The sequence below is a fragment of the Roseateles sp. P5_E4 genome, from assembly GCF_054049255.1.
This window is the reverse complement of sequence record NZ_JBFUMS010000011.1, coordinates 83184-98972: the sequence shown is the minus strand read 5'-3', so window position 1 is coordinate 98972 and position 15789 is coordinate 83184. Positions and strand designations below refer to the sequence as shown.

The window sequence follows — 15789 nt, the reverse complement described above, 5'->3', positions numbered from 1 at the left end:
GTGGGGTTCGCAAGCCTCAGCGTGACCTGGGGGTGTTCAGAAGGGTGCTTGCGCTTCCTCGACAGGGTGGGGCGAGGACGGCTGTGGGCGAAGCGCTGCCAGTTCCTGCCGCAACGCCGCGTTCTCGGCTTCAAGCGCCGAGACCCGCTGGCGCAGCGCTTCCATCGTGGGTTCCGGCGCGGAGGCTTCTGCCGTATCCAGCATCGGGTCGGCCGCGGGCGGCTTGCGCTTGGTCTCGCGCACGCGCTTGGCTGCCTGCTTGAGCTCTTGCGCACCGGCCGCCGCAGCGGCTGCCTGCTCCTCGGCCGGCAAGGTGGCGACGGCCGCGGCGGCGTTGATCGAGATCGCGCCGGCCTTCACCGCGGCCACCACCTCGGGCGTGGCCTGCTTCTGGATCTTCTCGATCATCACCACCTGGTTGCTGCTCAGCCGCGCGGCCTTGGCCAGGGCCTCGCGCGTTTGCAGGGCGTCCTGGGCGGGTGCCGGTGCCGCTGCCTGGGCGACGGGCTCAGCCGCTTCCACAGCCGCGCTGCGCGCACGCCGCTCGGCCACGATCTCGCGCTTGCGCAGCGCCAGCACGCCGCGCTGGAAGTCCGAGATGCTGCGCCGGCCCAGGTGCTGGTCGATCATCCACAGATGCACGTCCTCCATGGACTTGAAGCGAGGGTTCTGCACCGTCTGGAAGGGCAGCCCGTGCTTGCTGCAGATGCCGTAGCGGTTGTGCCCGTCCACCAGCACGTCGCCCCACAGCACCAGCGCATCGCGGCAGCCCTCGGCCAGGATGCTGCGCTCCAGGGCCTCGTGTTCCTCCGCCGTCAATGGGTCGATGTAAGCCTTGAGTTCTTCGTTGACGACGATGTCCATGGAGCCGGGTGCAGGGAGCTGGCAAAAGGGTGCGGATTCTAGAGAGCCTCAGCATGGGCCTGGGCGGCGAGCCAGAATCCAGTCTCACACGGAGTACCGATGGACAGCGACCTTCCCCATTTCCGCTACCACCCCGACCCGATGGCTACCGGGGCCATCGAGCCGCGACGGGTCCAGTGCGCCTGCTGCGGCCAGGCGCGCGGCTTCGTCTACGTGCAGCCGGTCTATGCGACCAGCGATCTGGACGAGAAGCTGTGCCCCTGGTGCATTGCGGATGGCTCGGCGGCGAGCAAGCTGGGCGCGAGTTTTTCGGACGCGCATCCGCTCCAGCAGGCGGGGCTGGCGCAGGAGATCGTCGACGAGGTGAGCCAGAGAACGCCGGGCTTCTCGTCCTGGCAGCAGGAAGAGTGGCTGGCTCATTGCAACGACGCCTGCGAGTTCCGCGGTGATGCGTCGGTGCAGGACGTGGAGCGTGCGAGCGAGGCCACCAAGGCGGACTGGCGCCAACATTACGGGCTGACCGAGAAGGACTGGGCCCGCGCGACCGAGGACTACGAGCCCGCGGGCGACAACGCGTTCTACAAGTTCATGTGCCGGCACTGCGGCGTGGTGCGGCTGGGGTGGGATTGCTCGTGAGCGAACGCTTGGCTGCACCCAGCCTTCGCATGCGGATCGTCGTCGTCGATCCGCCGCCTGGCGTCAGCTTCGCCGTGCAGCGCGGCAAGTCCGAACTGCTGGCGCCGTTGGCTGAGCGGGGCGAGACGATCCAGTTCGAGTTGTCGCTTCGCCTGGGGTTGCCCTTGCCGGATGGGTCAGTCAACTTCCTGGGCGAGTTCGCTCAGGGCACGCCCGCGGATCGTTTCGTCTACCTCAACTCGGGCGCTCTCGCGGGACAGCCGGGCTCCAACTGGACGCGCCGCGCCAAGTTGAAGCTGGCTTCCATTCCCCGCGAGGTCGTGGAGGCCGTGTTGGCTTCCAGTGCGGGCGCCATCGAGGCCCGTGTCCTTGGCACCATGGCCGATGGCGGCCCCATCTGCGCTTCGGTGAAGCCGCACGCGGTGGTGTGGAGCCAGGTGGCCTGACCTGGCGCCAGAGAGGTCGGCTGGCAAGCGGTCACCGGATAGCCAACCAGCGCGCGGGCCTCGGGCAAACAACTTGGTATGGCCGTCATGCAATGTGAAGCAGTCACGCGCACTTCGGTCGCATGGGCATGCGCAGGCCGGATTCGGGTGCGGCAAGTGGTTGGGCAGCGCGGTAGCTGTCATCCGGGAATGCCGGGTCGGTGACCCGCTCCCGGCCATGAGCAGTCAGTTGCGAACGACGGCTTTCAGGTAGGCTCTCCACGCAACTTCGATGTCGGCACCACGTGAACATGCTCAAGCTGAAACTGCTTCAGTCGCTTGTCTCTATCGAAGGACTAGCTGCCGAACCGTCTCCTGTCTCGGGTGGTACAGCTCTATTCTTTAGGGGAAGGGAGTTTGCGCACTTCCACGACGACCATGAACTCGACCTGAGACTCACAAAGAAGGTCATCCGCGCGTTGGGTCTCTCCCATCCAGCCGGCTCCGTTCACCATCCGACCCGTTCTTCGTCCTCGCCTTGGATCGAGGTGCGCTTCCATACCGATGCTGAGGCAGAGCGTGTCGCCGAACTGGTCAAGGTCGCCATCGAGCAGCTATGAGCAGTCCAACGGCGGTTTCAGCTTGCAGGGATCTGAGCGGATGCTCGGCATCGGCCAGGAGACGCCGCTGACGATCGGCAGCTTTCGGGTAGGCTGAAGTGCATGCTTGGCGATGCTCTTGTCGTCGAGGCCGTGCGATAACCAAGGAAATTTCTATGAATCTCCATCTTGGCCTTGCCCCGATCATCTCCCTGCTCGCCGGCATCCTGATCCTCGTGGTTCCCAGGTTGCTCAACTACATCGTCGCAATCTACTTGATCGTGATCGGGCTGATCGGCTTAGTGGGCGCCGGTCAGATGCACCTGGGTTAGGCGGGGTTCACTGCCAATTTCGCGGATCGGCCAGGAGCCGACGGTTGAAGTGGTCTGCTTTCGGGGTATCTAGCCGCGTCGAAGTGCGCATTGCCGAGGAATACACGCTGCCTATGAACACCCACGAAATGCCCGAATGACGTATCTGCGACGTCTGGAGATGGTTATCCGCCCCACCGGAGAAGTTTGATGAAGCACAAGCTGGTGAGCTGGGTGCCCTCTGCGGCTGTTGCGGCGATCTTCTCGTCGGTCGCCAACGCAGCGCCGCCGTCGGTGGAAATGACCTGGATGTCGATCGCCAATTGGTATTTCAAGGTCGGCGACAAGCGCATCGTCATGGACGGCTACATCTCCCGTCTGCCCGAAAACTTGTTCACGGCGTCTCCGGTCTACGCAAATGACGTGTATGCCTACACGAAGGAGCCGGCAGGCGTCGACGTCGCCTCCATCACCAAGGTGCGCGATGCAATGCTGGGGACTGACAAGCTCGATCTGCTTGTTGTCGGCCACAGTCATTGGGACCACAGTTGGGACACCCCCACGTGGGCGAAACTGACCGGCGCCCCGATGATTGGCGGCTCATCCACTTGCATGCAAGCCGCAGCACAAGGCGTAGCCGGGTCCCAATGCCGCAGCGTCAGCGGCGGCGAAAAGATCTCACTGGGCGACGGCATCACCATGCGTGTCGTTCGCTGGAACCACAGCGGCGACTCAAGCAATCCGATACAGCACTTTGCGCGAGAGCTGTATCGACCGCCGATTCCCGACCCGAAGTCCGGAGGCCTTCGCGCCGGCGTTGGAGAGGACTACCCCAACGGGGGCGGTAACAGGGCCTACCTGTTCACGGTGGACAGTCCCGAGGGCCAGCTCTCATTCTTCGTCAGCAATTCGGCAAGCGCGTTCGATCTGGACAAGGACATCGTGGTCGACGGTGTGAACTTCGGGCCACCTCTTGGCAACTTGGCCGCTGCAATGACGGATGCCGGACTCACTAAGGTCGACGCATGGATCGGCACAGGCGGAAAGCCGGTGGCGGAAATGGTTGTCCCGGTCATTCATCCGAAGACTTACCTGCCGAGCCACTGGGATGGACTGTTCAACGCTTTTTGGTCGGGCATGCCGTATCCATTCAAGGATGACGCACTCAAAGGGTATCTGGATGGCCAGAAGGTTTCGCTCGTGGCGCAAGCGCAGTATTTCGACAAGTACATCCTGTCGTCGAACGGCGTCGTCACGGCTACAAATCACGACGTCAAGAACAAACTGGGATTTGCGGATACAAAGCGATTTAGTCAGCTACTGCTGGATGCCGTCACGCACGTTTCCTCCACCAGCGTCGGTGACGATTGTGGTGAAGGATTTCAGCCACCGAGCGACTGGGCGAAGACCTTTGCCGCATTGCGTCAGTTCGGACCGGGCCAGCACGCTGACGCCGTTGGCCTCACGCGAGGTGCCAGGCGAGACCATCCCTTCGATCCGACATGGCGAATGACTCGCGATTCGACGGCTATGTCCCACTAGCACGCGTGCCACCGTCGATGCAGACCAGAGCAGTCTGCGCAAATGATTGCGTTCTTCTCGGGTCGGAACGCCTTCTAGCGATCGGAGGTCGCCGATGGGTCGAGAGTTGCCGGCCGGCTGTCCAACGCGAAGGCAGCATCCACCCTGAACTTGGCATCTGGCCGATTGCCCCGCCTCGTTCATCTGCATGAGATGCTGGCATTGCCAAGCCACTGTCCTGCTCGAGCCCCTCAAGCCCTCTTCTCCTTTGCACGCTGGCTACCCGCCTTGCCGATCTTCTTCCACTTGCTGCGCTGCGCGATGCGCTCCAGCGCCGTCTGCTCGCCGCGCTGGGCGTCGCGCATCAGCTTCTTGTAGTTGTCGAGCCGGTCCGCGTCGACGCGGGCGCGCACGGCGCAGCCGGGTTCGTTCTCGTGGCAGCAATCGCGAAACCGGCATTGCTGCGCGAGCGCCTGCACGTCCTCGAAGGTGGCGGCGAGCGTGCTGGCGTCAGCATCGGGCCGGAAGGTGCGCAGGCCCGGCGTGTCGATGATGCAGCCGCCTTGCACGCAGCGGTGCAGCGAGCGCGCCGTCGTCGTGTGGCGGCCGCGGCCGTCGCCCTGGCGCACGCCGCCCGTGGCCTGGCCGGCGTTGGCAAGCGTGTTGATGAGCGTGGACTTGCCGGCGCCCGAGGAGCCGAGCAGCACCAGCGTCTGGCCTGCATGCAGCCAAGGGCCGATCTCGGTGCTGGCCTGGCGCGTCAGCGCGTTGACCGGTAGCACCGGCACGATCGCGGGCAGGCGGGCATACATCTCGGCGATGCGTGCCTGCGCTTGCGGCGCGATATCGAGCTTGGTGAGCACGACGACCGGCACCACGCCGCAGGCGCGCACCATCGCAATGTAGCGCTCCATGCGGCGCGCGTTGAAGTCGGCGTCCAGCCCCATCACGAGCAGCGCCGCGTCGACGTTGCTCGCGAGCGGCTGGCGGCGCCCGTCGTTGGCGCGGCGTGCGATCTGCGTGACGGGCTCGACCCGGTCGGCGATCCAGGCCTGGCCGTGCGCGTCGATGTGAACGCCGACCCAGTCGCCGATGGTCAGCTGTTGAACCTGGGCCTGCAGCTGCTGCACCAGCCGGGGCAGCGCGCGAGCAAACAGCTCGGTGTGGCCGTCATGCAGCGTGAAGCAGTCGCGCTGCGCCTCCACCACGCGGGCCAGGCGCAGGCCGGGTTCGTCATGGGGTTGAGGAAGTTGTACCGCACGGCTCGCGATGGCGGGGGTGAGCCCGAGGGCGTGCAGCGTCTCGAAATCGAATTCGATCATGGGAGTCCATTGAAAGTGGGCTTCGTCCGCGCACGGTGGCGCGGAGCAACAGGTGGGAAGCCGGCCGCGCTGTTGCGGCGATCAATGGACCCGCGGTGGACGCGAGGTCAGTCCGAACGCGAGTTCGAACTCAGTGGTGCTGGGCGCTCAGGCAGCCGGCAGGAGGAGGGCGACACGATCTGCTTGTTCCATGGTCTTCTCCTTTGCGGGCTGATTGATGAAGGCCGCCAGTCTGCCTGTGGCGTGCGGCACGCGTCAATGGCGATGCATGGTGCTGCAGGCATGCTGTTGCTTTGCCAGCGACGTGGCGGCGTCGGTGCCCCTACACCGGTTGTCGGTAGCGGTGGCCCCTGAACCTGAACACCAGCTCGCGCGGGCGGATCAGCTCCAGCACGTGGTCGGGGCCCAGTTGGGCGCCTTCGCGCAGCACCTCGCCATTGATCATCGCGAAGCGGCCGCGCGGGTCGTCGGAGTAGACGGAGCCGCTGACGACGATGCGGGGCACGTCGCGGCGGATGGCTTCGGGCAGCTCGGCCAGGCGGGGGATGGGAGCTTCGGCGGCTGGGGTGGGAGCTGGGGCGGGCGGTGCTGGAGGAACGGGGGCAGGCACGGCGACAGCCACGGGTGCCGGCGTCGTGGCCTCGCTGACGGGACGGGGCGCTGGTGCTGTGGTCACCGCGACCGGCGGCGGCACGAGTGGCAGGTAGGGCGAGGCGGACGAGGCGGGCAGCGGCGCCGGCACGCTGACCGGCGTTGGCGCGGCGGGTGGCGCGGGCACAGCCACTGGCGCCGCGGTGGCCACCGGGGTGGGCGTGGGCGGCGAAACCGGCGGGGTCGCGTCCTGCGGGCCGCTTGCCCACCAACTGCCGGCGCCGATGCCGGCCAGCAGCAGCAGGCCGCCGCCGGCCCAGGGCAGCCAGCGGCGTGGGCCGGCGGCGCGGGCGGCGTCGCTGGCGGATACCGCTTGGGTGTTCAGGCCCGGCACCTGGCCGCGCTCGCGTTCGCGATCGGCTTCGGCACGGCGCAGGGCGTCGAGGATGTAGGACATGGCGTTAGGTCTTGCGATTCTCGCGTTCAGCGCGCCACGTCCAGGCGCGGCTCGGCTATACCGGCAGCCCGGTTGACTTGCATCAGGGTGATGGGGCCGACGCGGCCATCGGGTTGCAAACCCTGGCTGGCCTGGAAGGCCTGCACCTGGCGGCTCAGCTCGGGCCAGCCGGGCGCGGGTGCGGAGGCCGGCGCGGACGGCGCGCTACCCGGCACGCTGGCGAGCTGTGTGGCCAGCCAGTTGCGCAGGGGAACGATGTTCTCGGCCCGCTCTGCATAGCCCGGTGGCACGCGCCAGAAGGTCGTGAACTCGCCGCGCCAGGCGCCGGCCAGCTCGGGCAGCGTGACGCGGCGGGGCGTGCCGTCCACGACCAGCGTGGCGTGCTGCGCGCCCAGCGCCACCAGCGCGGCCAGGGCCGCCGGGTGGCCGGGGCGCTGCAGGGTCAGCAGCACGGGGCGGTCGATGAGGCGGATGAGCGAGAGGCTGCCGCTGCCGCTGCGGTAGCACTGCAGGCCGCGCTGCGCGGCCACGGTGCAGGGGTCGGCCTTGTCCGGCAGCGGCAGGCCCCAGCGCTGGGCGAGGGCCGCCCAGGCGTCGGCGTCCTGCGGCTTCCAGTCGGCGAGCGTCAGCAGTTCGGGGGCTGGCTCGGCGCGGCTGGCCGCGGAGGCGGGTTGCGAAGCCGCACTCGCAGCCGCTGCCGCAGCAGATGCCGCGCTGGCAGCCGCAGCCATGCCCTCCGCTCTGGCCTTCTGCAGGCGCCCGTCCATGGTGGCCTGCTGCGCCCGCCAGGCCAGCCAGCCGCCCACGATGGCCGCGGCCAGCAGGGCCACGCCAATGCCCGCCGCGACGGGCCTGCGCCTGGGCACGGGCGGCGCGGCCTGCTCGTCGAACATCTCGCGCGCAGCCTGGCGCACTATTGTTCGCGTGACCTGCGCCTGGCCGCTGGCATAGCCACCCAGCAGTGCGCGGTCGCAGAGCAGGTTGATGCGGCGCGGCACGCCGCGGGTGAGCTGGTGGATGAGGCGCAGCCCCTTGCGGTCGAAGGGCAGCGCGCCGGTGAGGCCGGCCACGTTCAGGCGGTGGCGGATGTACTGCGCCGTCTCGGCCTCGGACAGCGCGCCCAGGTGAAAGCGCGCGATCACGCGCTGCGCCAGCTGCTCCAGCTCCGGCCGGGCCAGCATGCCGCGGAGCTCGGGTTGGCCGATCAGCACCACCTGGAGCAGCTTGCGCTCACTGGTTTCCAGATTGGTCAGCAGGCGCAATTGCTCCAGCACGTCGGCCGAGAGGTTCTGCGCCTCATCGATGATCAGCACGTTGTTGCGCCCGGCCGCGTGCTGCGCCAGCAGGAAGGCGTTCAGCGGGTCGACGTAGTCCTTCACCGTCCGCGCGCCCGCCGGCACCACGACATGGAATTCGTCGCAGATCGCCTGCAGCAGCTCTGTGACGGTGAGCTTGGGATTGAAGATGTAGGCGACGTTGCAGTTCGCCGGGATCTGCTCCAGGAAACAGCGGCAAACGGTGGTCTTGCCGGCGCCGATCTCGCCGGTGAGCAGCACGAAGCCGCCGCCCCCGTCCAGCCCGTACAGCAGGTGGGCCAGCGCCTCGCGGTGGCGCTCGCTCATGAACAGGTAATGCGGGTCCGGCGCGATCGAGAACGGCGCTTGTTTCAAGCCGAAGAAGGGCACGTACATGGGGCGGCAGGATAACCATCCCGCCGATCTGCCCGGTCCGAACCCGTCCGGCCAACCGCGACGTGCTGGCTGCGCAGGAGCGCCAGGCCGGCAATCAGCGCCAAGCTAGGGGAGGGCGATGGCTTCGATCATCGCCCGCACCTGCTCGCGAGCGCCGCGGCCCGCGCCGGCGCGGGGCTGCAGGCGGTGGGCGATGGTTTGCGGCAGGATGGCCTGCACGTCGTCGGGCGACACATAGTCGCGCCCCTGCAGCAGGGCCCGGGCGCGGGAGGCTCGCAGCACGGCCAGGCCGGCGCGCGGCGACAGGCCTTCCACGAACCATTGGCCCGAGCGTGTGGCCGCAATCAGTGCCTGCAGGTAGTCCAGCAGCGGCGGCGCGGCGTGGATGGCCTTGACGGCGGCTTGCGCCTGCATCAGCTCCGCCGGCGTCATGAGGGCGCCCAGCGACCGCAGCTGCTCACGGCTGTCCTTCCCGGTCAGCAGCTCGCGCTCGGCGGCGGCGTCGGGGTAGCCAAGGGAAATACACATCAGGAAGCGGTCCAGCTGCGACTCTGGCAGCGGGAAAGTGCCGAGCTGCTCGCTGGGGTTCTGCGTGGCGATGACGAAGAAGGGCTCGGGCAGCGGGTGGCTGATGCCCTCGATGCTGACCTGGTGCTCCTCCATGGCCTCCAGCAGCGCGCTCTGCGTCTTGGGGCCGGCGCGATTGATCTCGTCGGCCAGCAGCACCTGTGCGAACACCGGGCCGGGGTGGAAGGCAAAGCCGTTCTTCTCGCGCTCGTAGACGCTGACGCCCAGCAGGTCGCTGGGCAGCAGGTCGGCCGTGAACTGCAGGCGCGAGAACTTCAGCCCCAGGGAAATGGCCAGCGCATGGGCCAGCGTGGTCTTGCCGACGCCGGGAAGGTCCTCGATCAGCAGGTGGCCGCCGGCGATCAGGCAGGCCAGGGAATCGGCGATCTGGGCCGGCTTGCCCTTGATGACCGTGCTAATCTGGTTTTGCAGTGCCAGCAGTTGCGCTGCCAGCGTTCGTGATGGAGCTTGCGTCATGAGGCTGGACCATATCAAGAGACATGCCCACCGCCTACTTCAACCCTCCCGAATGCCGCCGCCACGACATGGGCGAAGGCCATCCCGAATGCCCGGAGCGGCTGGCTGCCATCGACGACTGGCTGATCGCCTCGGGCCTGGGCCAGGCGCTCGAGTACTTCGACGCCCGGCCGGTGGACCTCAAGGACGTGGAGCTGGCTCACACCCACGGCTATGTCGCCGAGATCGGCGCCCTGCTGCGGGACTGCGCCGAGACGGGCGAACGTTGCGCCGTCGACCCCGACACCTCGGCCAACGCCCATACCTGGACCGCCGCCCTGCATGCGGCGGGTGCTGCCGTGCAGGCGACCGACCTCGTCATCGACGGCCGTGCCGACAACGCCTTCTGCTCGGTGCGCCCGCCGGGCCACCATGCCACGCGCGACCAGAGCATGGGTTTTTGCTTCTTCAACAACGTGGCCATCGCTGCGCGGCACGCGCTGGACCGGCGCGGCCTCAAGCGCGTGGCCATCGTCGACTTCGACGTCCACCATGGCAACGGCACCGAGGACATCATTGCCGGCGACGACCGCGTGCTGATGGTCAGCCTGTTCCAGCATCCGCTCTACCCCTACAGCGGCGCCGTCCCCAAGGGCACCAACATGGTCAACGTGCCGCTGCCGGCCTACACGCGTGGCGGCGAGGTGCGCGAGATCATCGAGGCCATGTGGCTGCCGGCCCTGGAGCGCTTCAAGCCGCAGATGATCTTCATCTCCGCCGGCTTCGACGCCCACCGCGACGACGATCTCGGCCAGTTGGGCCTCATCGAGGCCGACTACGAATGGATCACGCAGAAGATCAAGGCCGTGGCCGACCGTCATGCGCAAGGCCGTATCGTGTCGGTCCTGGAGGGCGGCTATAACCTGCACGCCCTCGCGCGCAGCGTGGGCATCCATTTGCGCGTATTGGCTGATTTGTGAACTTTGCGGGACAGACCGCCCGAGCGAAGCGAGTAGCTCTGTCCCCAACTAAGCTGAGAATTTTGCGGGACAGACCGCCCGAGCGCAGCGAGTAGCTCTGTCCCCAACTGACTAAAACCGTATGCACCAACCTTTGAGCCTGGCCGAACTCCAGGCCTTGCTGACCCGCGTCTTCAGCGCCGACGCGCTGGCCGAATGGGGCCTGCTATTCGGCTGCCTGGCTCTGGCAGGGTTGCTGAGTTGGGCGCTGTCGCGCGCCGTCACCCGGCGCGAGAACAGCGTGCTGTTCGGCGATCGCGTCATCGACGGCACGCTTTTCCCGCTGTTCGCCCTGGCCCTGGCCTTTGGCGCGCGCCGCCTGCTGCCGCTGTACGGGCTGGCACCGGCCTTGTTCAAGCTGGCGCTGCCGGTGCTGGTGTCGCTGGCCGCCATCCGCCTCATCGCCCGCGTGCTGCGCGCCGCCTGGCCCAATTCGACCGCCTTCAAGGCCTTGGAGAAGCTGGGCTCCTGGCTGGTGTGGATCGGCGCGGTGCTGTGGATCACCGGGCTGTGGCCCGTGCTGATGGACGAGCTGGACGACATCGGCTGGAAATTCGGCACCGTCAAGCTGACGCTGCGCAACCTCATCGAGGGCGGGTTGACGGCCACGCTGGTGCTGGTCGTTGCGCTGTGGATCTCGTCGGCCATCGAGGCCCAGCTGCTGCGCCGCGAGTCACTGGACCTGTCCATGCGCAAGATCGCGTCCAACGCGATCCGCTCGCTGCTGCTCTTCATCGGCCTGCTGTTCGCGCTGTCGGCCGCGGGCATCGACCTGACGGCCCTGGGCGTGCTGGGTGGGGCGCTCGGCGTCGGCCTGGGCTTTGGCCTGCAGAAGCTGGCGGCGAATTACGTGAGCGGCTTTGTCATCCTGGCCGAGCGGAGCTTGCGCATCGGCGACATGGTCAAGGTCGACGGCTTCGAGGGCCGCGTGACCGACATCAAGACGCGTTACACGGTGATCCGGTCGCTCGGCGGCAAGGAAGCCATCGTGCCCAACGAGATCCTGATCACTCAGCGGGTCGAGAACTCCTCGCTGGCCGACCCGCGCGTGCTGCTGTCGACGGTGGTGCAGGTGGACTACGACTGCGACGTCGACAACGTCATGCAGGCCATCACCAAAGCCGTCACCGAAGTCCCGCGCGTGTTGAGCGACCCGGGGCCATCGGTGCAGCTGAGCCGCTTTGCCGACAGCGGCCTGGAGCTGAGCGTGTTCTTCTGGATCATGGACCCCGAGAACGGCAGCGGCGGCGTGCGCTCGGACGTCAACCTGGCCGTGCTGCACACGCTGCAGCGCCTGGGCGTGGACATTCCCTACCCGCAGCAGGTGCAGCGCCAGCCGAAGTCGGCGACCACGGCCACGTCGCCGGAGGCACCTGCACCGACTGGCGACTAGAAATCGGCGTCCAACACCACGCGGTAGCGCGCCTTGCCTGAGCGCAGGTGATCCAGTGCGTCGTTGACGCGGCTCATCGGGAAACGTTCCACCTGCGGCAGGATCTGATGCCGTGCCGAGAAGTCCAGCATGGTCTTCAGGACGGAGGGCGGTGGTGTGGGTGAGGCCGACAGGCTCTTCTGCCAGCTCAGCAGGCCGCCACTCTTCAATGCCATCGCGTCGGTGACGACGCCGACCAGATGCATGCGGCCCTTGGGTGCCAGCGTGGCCAGCAGTGCGTCCCAGTTCAATGCGGCGCCCACGGTGATGAGCAGGAAGTCCAGGCTGCCGGCGGCGGCTTTCAGCTCGGCCTTGTCGACGCTGGACAGCGTCTTGTGCGCGCCCAGTGCGAGGGCTTCGTCGCGCTTGGAGGGCGACGACGTGAAGGCCGTGACCTCGCAGCCCCAGGCACGTGCGAACTTGACGGCCAGGTGACCCAGGCCGCCGATGCCGACGACGCCGACGCGGTCGGTCGGCTTGATGGCATGCAGTACAAAGGGCAGGAAGACCGTGCCACCGCCGCACATCAGCGGGCCCGCCGCGACCGGGTCCAGCGCATCGGGCAGGGGCACGGCCCAACTCCAGTGGGCGCGCAGCCGGTCCGCGAAGCCGCCATGGCGGCCGATCAGCGTCGGCTGGCGCTTGCCGCACAGATGCTGCTCGCCGCCAAGGCAGAAATTGCAATGCGTGCAGCTGCTGGCATGCCAGCCCACACCGACGCGTTGGCCGATCTGCCGGCCCTTGGCATGAGCGCCCAGCGCCGTGACGCGGCCAATGACCTCGTGGCCGGGCACCACGGGGTAGGCGGCCGGGAACCACTCGCTGTCGATCATGGCCAGGTCGGAGTGGCAGATGCCGCAGTGCTCGACGGTGACTTCGACGTCCTCGTCGCCTAGCGGGCCGGGGTCGTAGTCGAAGGGTTGCAGGGCGCCGCCGGGGGCGAGGGCGGCGTAGGCGCGGATGTTGGACATGCGAGTCTCCTGTTGTGTTCGACCTACTGGAGCGGGTGAGCCTTGAAGAACTGCCAGATCGTGTCGGTTGCATCGACCTCGGTATGGGGCCAGATGTGGCCCATGCCGTCGATGCGCAGCAGCCTGACCTCTGAGTTGCCCGTGCAGCCCGCGTAGCGGATGGTCTGGAGCGCTCCGGGCTGGGCGTCCTGGACGAGTTTGGGCTGGCAACGGTTGTGGGCGGCCCATCCGGCCAGGGCCTCCGGCACGCTTTCCACCCACTCGGGGCCGCGGTCGGCATGACCTTCGTAGGAGTTGGTCGAGTCCGCCAGGCCGTGCACGGTGAGCACCGGCACGGCGCGGCCCGCGCAGGGGCCGAACCAGCGCAGCCCGCCAACCGGCGCGATCGCTGCGATGCGGTGGTTCAGGCGGCAGCCGAGCAGAGAGGACATGCGCCCGCCGCCTGAGAAGCCGGTCGAATAGACCCGCTTCGGGTCGATGCAGACCTGGGCGGCAATGTGGTCGATGACATCGGACACGTACTGCACATCGTCGGCGCGGGTGCTGGCCACCGGCACATTCCAGCGCGAGTCTTCCGCCTGCAGTGTGGCGACAGCGAAGCCCTCTCGCGCCGCCAGTGTCTCGAAGCCGCTTTCCCTGGCGCGCCCCGCGGTCTTGCCGCCCGTGCCGTGCAGGTCGAAGACCAGCGGGAGCTGGCTGCGGCCCGCGACGGCAGGCGGCACGAAGAGTCGATAAGTCCGCGTGCGGCCACCCGAGGTCAGCTCACGCATCTCGCCGGCGACCGGCGTCAGGGCGCAGGTCTGTGCCCTGGCGGGCGGCGAGAGGGTGTACAGCGCCAGCAGGACGGCGGCGACGAAAAACAGGCGCACTTGAAGTCCTCCGAGGTCAGGCGACGTCTTGGGCGTAGACGATGAAGCCCATGTGATGCGCAACCTTGTCGTACAGCGCGCGGCCCGTGGCGTTGGTGGTGTGCGTCTGCCAGTAGACGCGCTTGATGCCCGCCTCGCGGGCCGCCGCATACACGGCCTCCATCAGGGCGCGGCCCACGCCGCGGCCACGCGCCTCAGGTGTCGTGAACAGGTCCTGCAGATAGCAGGTCAGCTCGACGCGCGTCGTGCTGCGGTGATAGAGGTAGTGCACGAGGCCGAGCAGCTGGCCGCTTTCATCTTCGGCGACCAGTGCATGAACCGGTTCGGTGGCGTCGAAGAAGCGCGCCCAGGTGGTCTCGGTGACTTCAGCGGGCAGCGCGGTCTCGCCGGCACGGCCGTAAAAGGCGTTGTAGCCGTCCCAGAGGGGCTGCCAGGCGGCGCGGTCGGTGGGCTGGAGGGGGCGGACTTGGGTCATATCGGGTGGTCAAGGTTGACCACCCGATTGTGTAGGCGTCAGGCCGAGGCGACCGGGATGCCGACGGCCTTGCCCGAGGCGATACGCTGCTTCCACTCCGCCGGGCCGGTGATGTGGGCGCTGGTGCCGGTGGCGTCGACCGCCACGGTGACGGGCATGTCCACCACGTCGAACTCGTAGATGGCTTCCATGCCGAGGTCTTCAAAGCCGACGACCTTGGCGCCCTTGATCGCCTTGCTGACCAGGTAGGCCGAGCCGCCCACCGCCATCAGGTAGGCGCTCTTGTGGTTCTTGATCGACTCGATAGCGACCGGCCCGCGCTCGGCCTTGCCGACCATGGCGATGAGGCCAGTCTTGGCCAGCATCATGTCGGTGAACTTGTCCATGCGCGTGGCCGTCGTCGGGCCGGCCGGGCCGACGACTTCGTCGCGCACCGGGTCCACGGGGCCGACGTAGTAGATGGCGCGGTTGGTGAAGTCCACCGGCAGCGGCTCACCCTTGGCCAGCATGTCCTGGATGCGCTTGTGGGCGGCATCGCGGCCGGTCAGCATCTTGCCGTTCAGCAGCAGCGTCTCGCCGGCCTTCCAGGTGGCGACGATGTCCGGCGTCAGCGTGTTCAGGTCGACGCGCCGGCTCTTGTTGTAGTCTGGCGCCCACTTCACGTCGGGCCACAGGTCCAGGCTGGGCGGCTCGAGGTAGGTCGGGCCGCTGCCGTCCAGCACGAAGTGGGCGTGGCGCGTGGCCGCGCAGTTCGGGATCATCGCGATGGGCTTGCTGGCCGCATGCGTCGGGAAGGTCTTGATCTTCACGTCCAGCACCGTCGTCAGGCCGCCCAGGCCCTGAGCGCCAATGCCCAAGGCGTTGACCTTCTCGTACAGCTCGATGCGCATCTCTTCGAGCTTGTTCTGCGGGCCGCGTTGCAGCAGCTCGTACATATCGATGTCTTCCATCAACGCCTGCTTGGCCAGCAGGGCGGCCTTCTCGGCCGTGCCGCCCACGCCGATGCCCAGCATGCCGGGCGGGCACCAGCCCGCGCCCATGGTGGGTACGGTCTTCAGCACCCAGTCGACGATGTCATCGCTGGGGTTGAGCATGTAGACCTTGCTCTTGTTCTCCGAACCGCCGCCCTTGGCCGCGACGATGACGTCCACGGTGTTGCCGGGCACCAGCTCCATCTGCACGACGGCAGGCGTGTTGTCCTTCGTGTTTTTGCGCGCAAAGATGGGGTCGTCCAGCACGCTCGCGCGCAGCTTGTTGTCCGGGTTGAGGTAACCCTGGCGCACGCCTTCGTTGATGGCGTCCTCGATGCTGCCGGCAAAGCCTTCCCAGCGCACGTCCATGCCGATCTTCAGGAAGACGTTGACGATGCCGGTGTCCTGGCAGATCGGGCGGCGGCCTTCCGCACACATGCGGCTGTTGGTCAGGATCTGGGCGATCGCGTCCTTGGCGGCGGGCGAGGCCTCGCTCTCGTAGGCGCGGGCCAGGTGGGCGATGTAGTCGGCCGGGTGGTAGTACGAGATGTACTGCAGAGCCGCTGCTACCGAGTCAACCAAATCTTGGCACTTGATGGAAACCATGAAAAA

16 protein-coding genes are annotated in these 15789 nt (G+C 67.4%); 7 read left to right on the top strand and 9 right to left on the bottom strand.

The window, feature by feature from the left end; all coding sequences use genetic code 11:
• Positions 1-36 precede the first annotated feature (36 nt).
• Positions 37-864 (bottom strand): ParB N-terminal domain-containing protein, encoded by an 828-nt coding sequence (locus ACXJLH_RS21090; RefSeq protein ID WP_056193458.1) that lies wholly within the window; start codon positions 862-864, stop codon positions 37-39.
• Between the two features lie 99 nt (positions 865-963).
• Here ACXJLH_RS21090 and ACXJLH_RS21085 point away from each other — a divergent pair, with 99 nt between their 5' ends.
• From ACXJLH_RS21085 to ACXJLH_RS21065, 5 genes are all read left to right on the top strand, one after another.
• The gene (locus ACXJLH_RS21085) at positions 964-1500 is read left to right on the top strand and encodes a CbrC family protein (protein ID WP_457446011.1); all 537 of its coding nucleotides are present in this window, start codon (positions 964-966) and stop codon (positions 1498-1500) included.
• Positions 1497-1946, top strand: coding sequence for a DUF5990 family protein (locus ACXJLH_RS21080; protein ID WP_235531855.1), 450 nt, complete (start codon positions 1497-1499; stop codon positions 1944-1946). Before ACXJLH_RS21085 ends, ACXJLH_RS21080 begins: the two co-directional genes overlap by 4 nt.
• A gap of 290 nt (positions 1947-2236) precedes the next feature.
• Complete coding sequence (locus ACXJLH_RS21075; protein ID WP_235531859.1) at positions 2237-2545, top strand: luciferase domain-containing protein; 309 nt, start codon at positions 2237-2239, stop codon at positions 2543-2545.
• A 155-nt stretch (positions 2546-2700) separates the two neighbouring features.
• The gene (locus ACXJLH_RS21070) at positions 2701-2856 is read left to right on the top strand and encodes a DUF3096 domain-containing protein (RefSeq protein ID WP_082532451.1); all 156 of its coding nucleotides are present in this window, start codon (positions 2701-2703) and stop codon (positions 2854-2856) included.
• A 189-nt stretch (positions 2857-3045) separates the two neighbouring features.
• Positions 3046-4377: an MBL fold metallo-hydrolase gene (locus tag ACXJLH_RS21065; protein WP_457446009.1), complete on the top strand. Its 1332-nt coding sequence runs from the start codon at positions 3046-3048 to the stop codon at positions 4375-4377.
• Between the two features lie 230 nt (positions 4378-4607).
• Here the strand turns inward: ACXJLH_RS21065 and rsgA are convergent, their stop codons facing one another.
• From rsgA to ACXJLH_RS21045, 4 genes are all read right to left on the bottom strand, one after another.
• Positions 4608-5678 carry a ribosome small subunit-dependent GTPase A gene (gene rsgA, locus ACXJLH_RS21060; RefSeq protein WP_457446007.1) on the bottom strand — a complete coding sequence of 357 codons (1071 nt, stop codon included), beginning with the start codon at positions 5676-5678 and terminating at the stop codon, positions 4608-4610.
• 322 nt (positions 5679-6000) lie between these two features.
• Positions 6001-6726, bottom strand: coding sequence for a general secretion pathway protein GspB (locus tag ACXJLH_RS21055; protein WP_457446005.1), 726 nt, complete (start codon positions 6724-6726; stop codon positions 6001-6003).
• Positions 6727-6752: 26 nt separating this feature from the next.
• A complete protein-coding gene (locus ACXJLH_RS21050) occupies positions 6753-8417 on the bottom strand; it encodes an ExeA family protein (RefSeq protein WP_457446003.1) in 1665 nt (554 codons plus the stop codon).
• Positions 8418-8522: 105 nt separating this feature from the next.
• The gene (locus tag ACXJLH_RS21045) at positions 8523-9461 is read right to left on the bottom strand and encodes an AAA family ATPase (RefSeq protein ID WP_457390442.1); all 939 of its coding nucleotides are present in this window, start codon (positions 9459-9461) and stop codon (positions 8523-8525) included.
• Positions 9462-9484: 23 nt separating this feature from the next.
• Between ACXJLH_RS21045 and ACXJLH_RS21040 the strand changes: the two genes are divergently transcribed.
• Both ACXJLH_RS21040 and ACXJLH_RS21035 read left to right on the top strand, forming a co-directional pair.
• Positions 9485-10420 (top strand): histone deacetylase family protein, encoded by a 936-nt coding sequence (locus ACXJLH_RS21040; RefSeq protein WP_457324667.1) that lies wholly within the window; start codon positions 9485-9487, stop codon positions 10418-10420.
• 121 nt (positions 10421-10541) lie between these two features.
• Complete coding sequence (locus ACXJLH_RS21035) at positions 10542-11852, top strand: mechanosensitive ion channel family protein (protein ID WP_056201386.1); 1311 nt, start codon at positions 10542-10544, stop codon at positions 11850-11852.
• Here ACXJLH_RS21035 and ahr read toward each other — a convergent pair.
• The 4 genes from ahr to ACXJLH_RS21015 are packed head-to-tail and all read right to left on the bottom strand — an operon-like array spanning position 11849 to position 15783.
• Positions 11849-12862 (bottom strand): NADPH-dependent aldehyde reductase Ahr, encoded by a 1014-nt coding sequence (gene ahr / locus ACXJLH_RS21030; protein WP_457390445.1) that lies wholly within the window; start codon positions 12860-12862, stop codon positions 11849-11851. The two genes, ACXJLH_RS21035 and ahr, sit on opposite strands and share 4 nt — an antisense overlap.
• A 23-nt stretch (positions 12863-12885) precedes the next feature.
• Positions 12886-13731, bottom strand: coding sequence for an alpha/beta hydrolase family esterase (locus ACXJLH_RS21025; protein WP_056201393.1), 846 nt, complete (start codon positions 13729-13731; stop codon positions 12886-12888).
• Positions 13732-13747: 16 nt separating this feature from the next.
• Entirely contained in the window at positions 13748-14206 is a 459-nt protein-coding gene (locus tag ACXJLH_RS21020) for an N-acetyltransferase family protein (RefSeq protein WP_457446001.1), read from the bottom strand.
• Between the two features lie 38 nt (positions 14207-14244).
• The gene (locus ACXJLH_RS21015; protein WP_457445999.1) at positions 14245-15783 is read right to left on the bottom strand and encodes a fumarate hydratase; all 1539 of its coding nucleotides are present in this window, start codon (positions 15781-15783) and stop codon (positions 14245-14247) included.
• Positions 15784-15789: the final 6 nt, after the last annotated feature.

Bases quoted from the DNA above. Each gene is read 5' to 3' on its own strand.
- ACXJLH_RS21090 (WP_056193458.1), bottom strand. From the start codon at position 864: ATGGACATCGTCGTCAACGAAGAACTCAAGGCTTACATCGACCCATTG.
- ACXJLH_RS21085 (WP_457446011.1), top strand. From the start codon at position 964: ATGGACAGCGACCTTCCCCATTTCCGCTACCACCCCGACCCGATGGCT.
- ACXJLH_RS21075 (WP_235531859.1), top strand. From the start codon at position 2,237: ATGCTCAAGCTGAAACTGCTTCAGTCGCTTGTCTCTATCGAAGGACTA.
- ACXJLH_RS21070 (WP_082532451.1), top strand. From the start codon at position 2,701: ATGAATCTCCATCTTGGCCTTGCCCCGATCATCTCCCTGCTCGCCGGC.
- ACXJLH_RS21065 (WP_457446009.1), top strand. From the start codon at position 3,046: ATGAAGCACAAGCTGGTGAGCTGGGTGCCCTCTGCGGCTGTTGCGGCG.
- rsgA (WP_457446007.1), bottom strand. From the start codon at position 5,678: ATGATCGAATTCGATTTCGAGACGCTGCACGCCCTCGGGCTCACCCCC.
- ACXJLH_RS21055 (WP_457446005.1), bottom strand. From the start codon at position 6,726: ATGTCCTACATCCTCGACGCCCTGCGCCGTGCCGAAGCCGATCGCGAA.
- ACXJLH_RS21050 (WP_457446003.1), bottom strand. From the start codon at position 8,417: ATGTACGTGCCCTTCTTCGGCTTGAAACAAGCGCCGTTCTCGATCGCG.
- ACXJLH_RS21045 (WP_457390442.1), bottom strand. From the start codon at position 9,461: ATGACGCAAGCTCCATCACGAACGCTGGCAGCGCAACTGCTGGCACTG.
- ACXJLH_RS21040 (WP_457324667.1), top strand. From the start codon at position 9,485: ATGCCCACCGCCTACTTCAACCCTCCCGAATGCCGCCGCCACGACATG.
- ACXJLH_RS21035 (WP_056201386.1), top strand. From the start codon at position 10,542: ATGCACCAACCTTTGAGCCTGGCCGAACTCCAGGCCTTGCTGACCCGC.
- ahr (WP_457390445.1), bottom strand. From the start codon at position 12,862: ATGTCCAACATCCGCGCCTACGCCGCCCTCGCCCCCGGCGGCGCCCTG.
- ACXJLH_RS21020 (WP_457446001.1), bottom strand. From the start codon at position 14,206: ATGACCCAAGTCCGCCCCCTCCAGCCCACCGACCGCGCCGCCTGGCAG.
- ACXJLH_RS21015 (WP_457445999.1), bottom strand. From the start codon at position 15,783: ATGGTTTCCATCAAGTGCCAAGATTTGGTTGACTCGGTAGCAGCGGCT.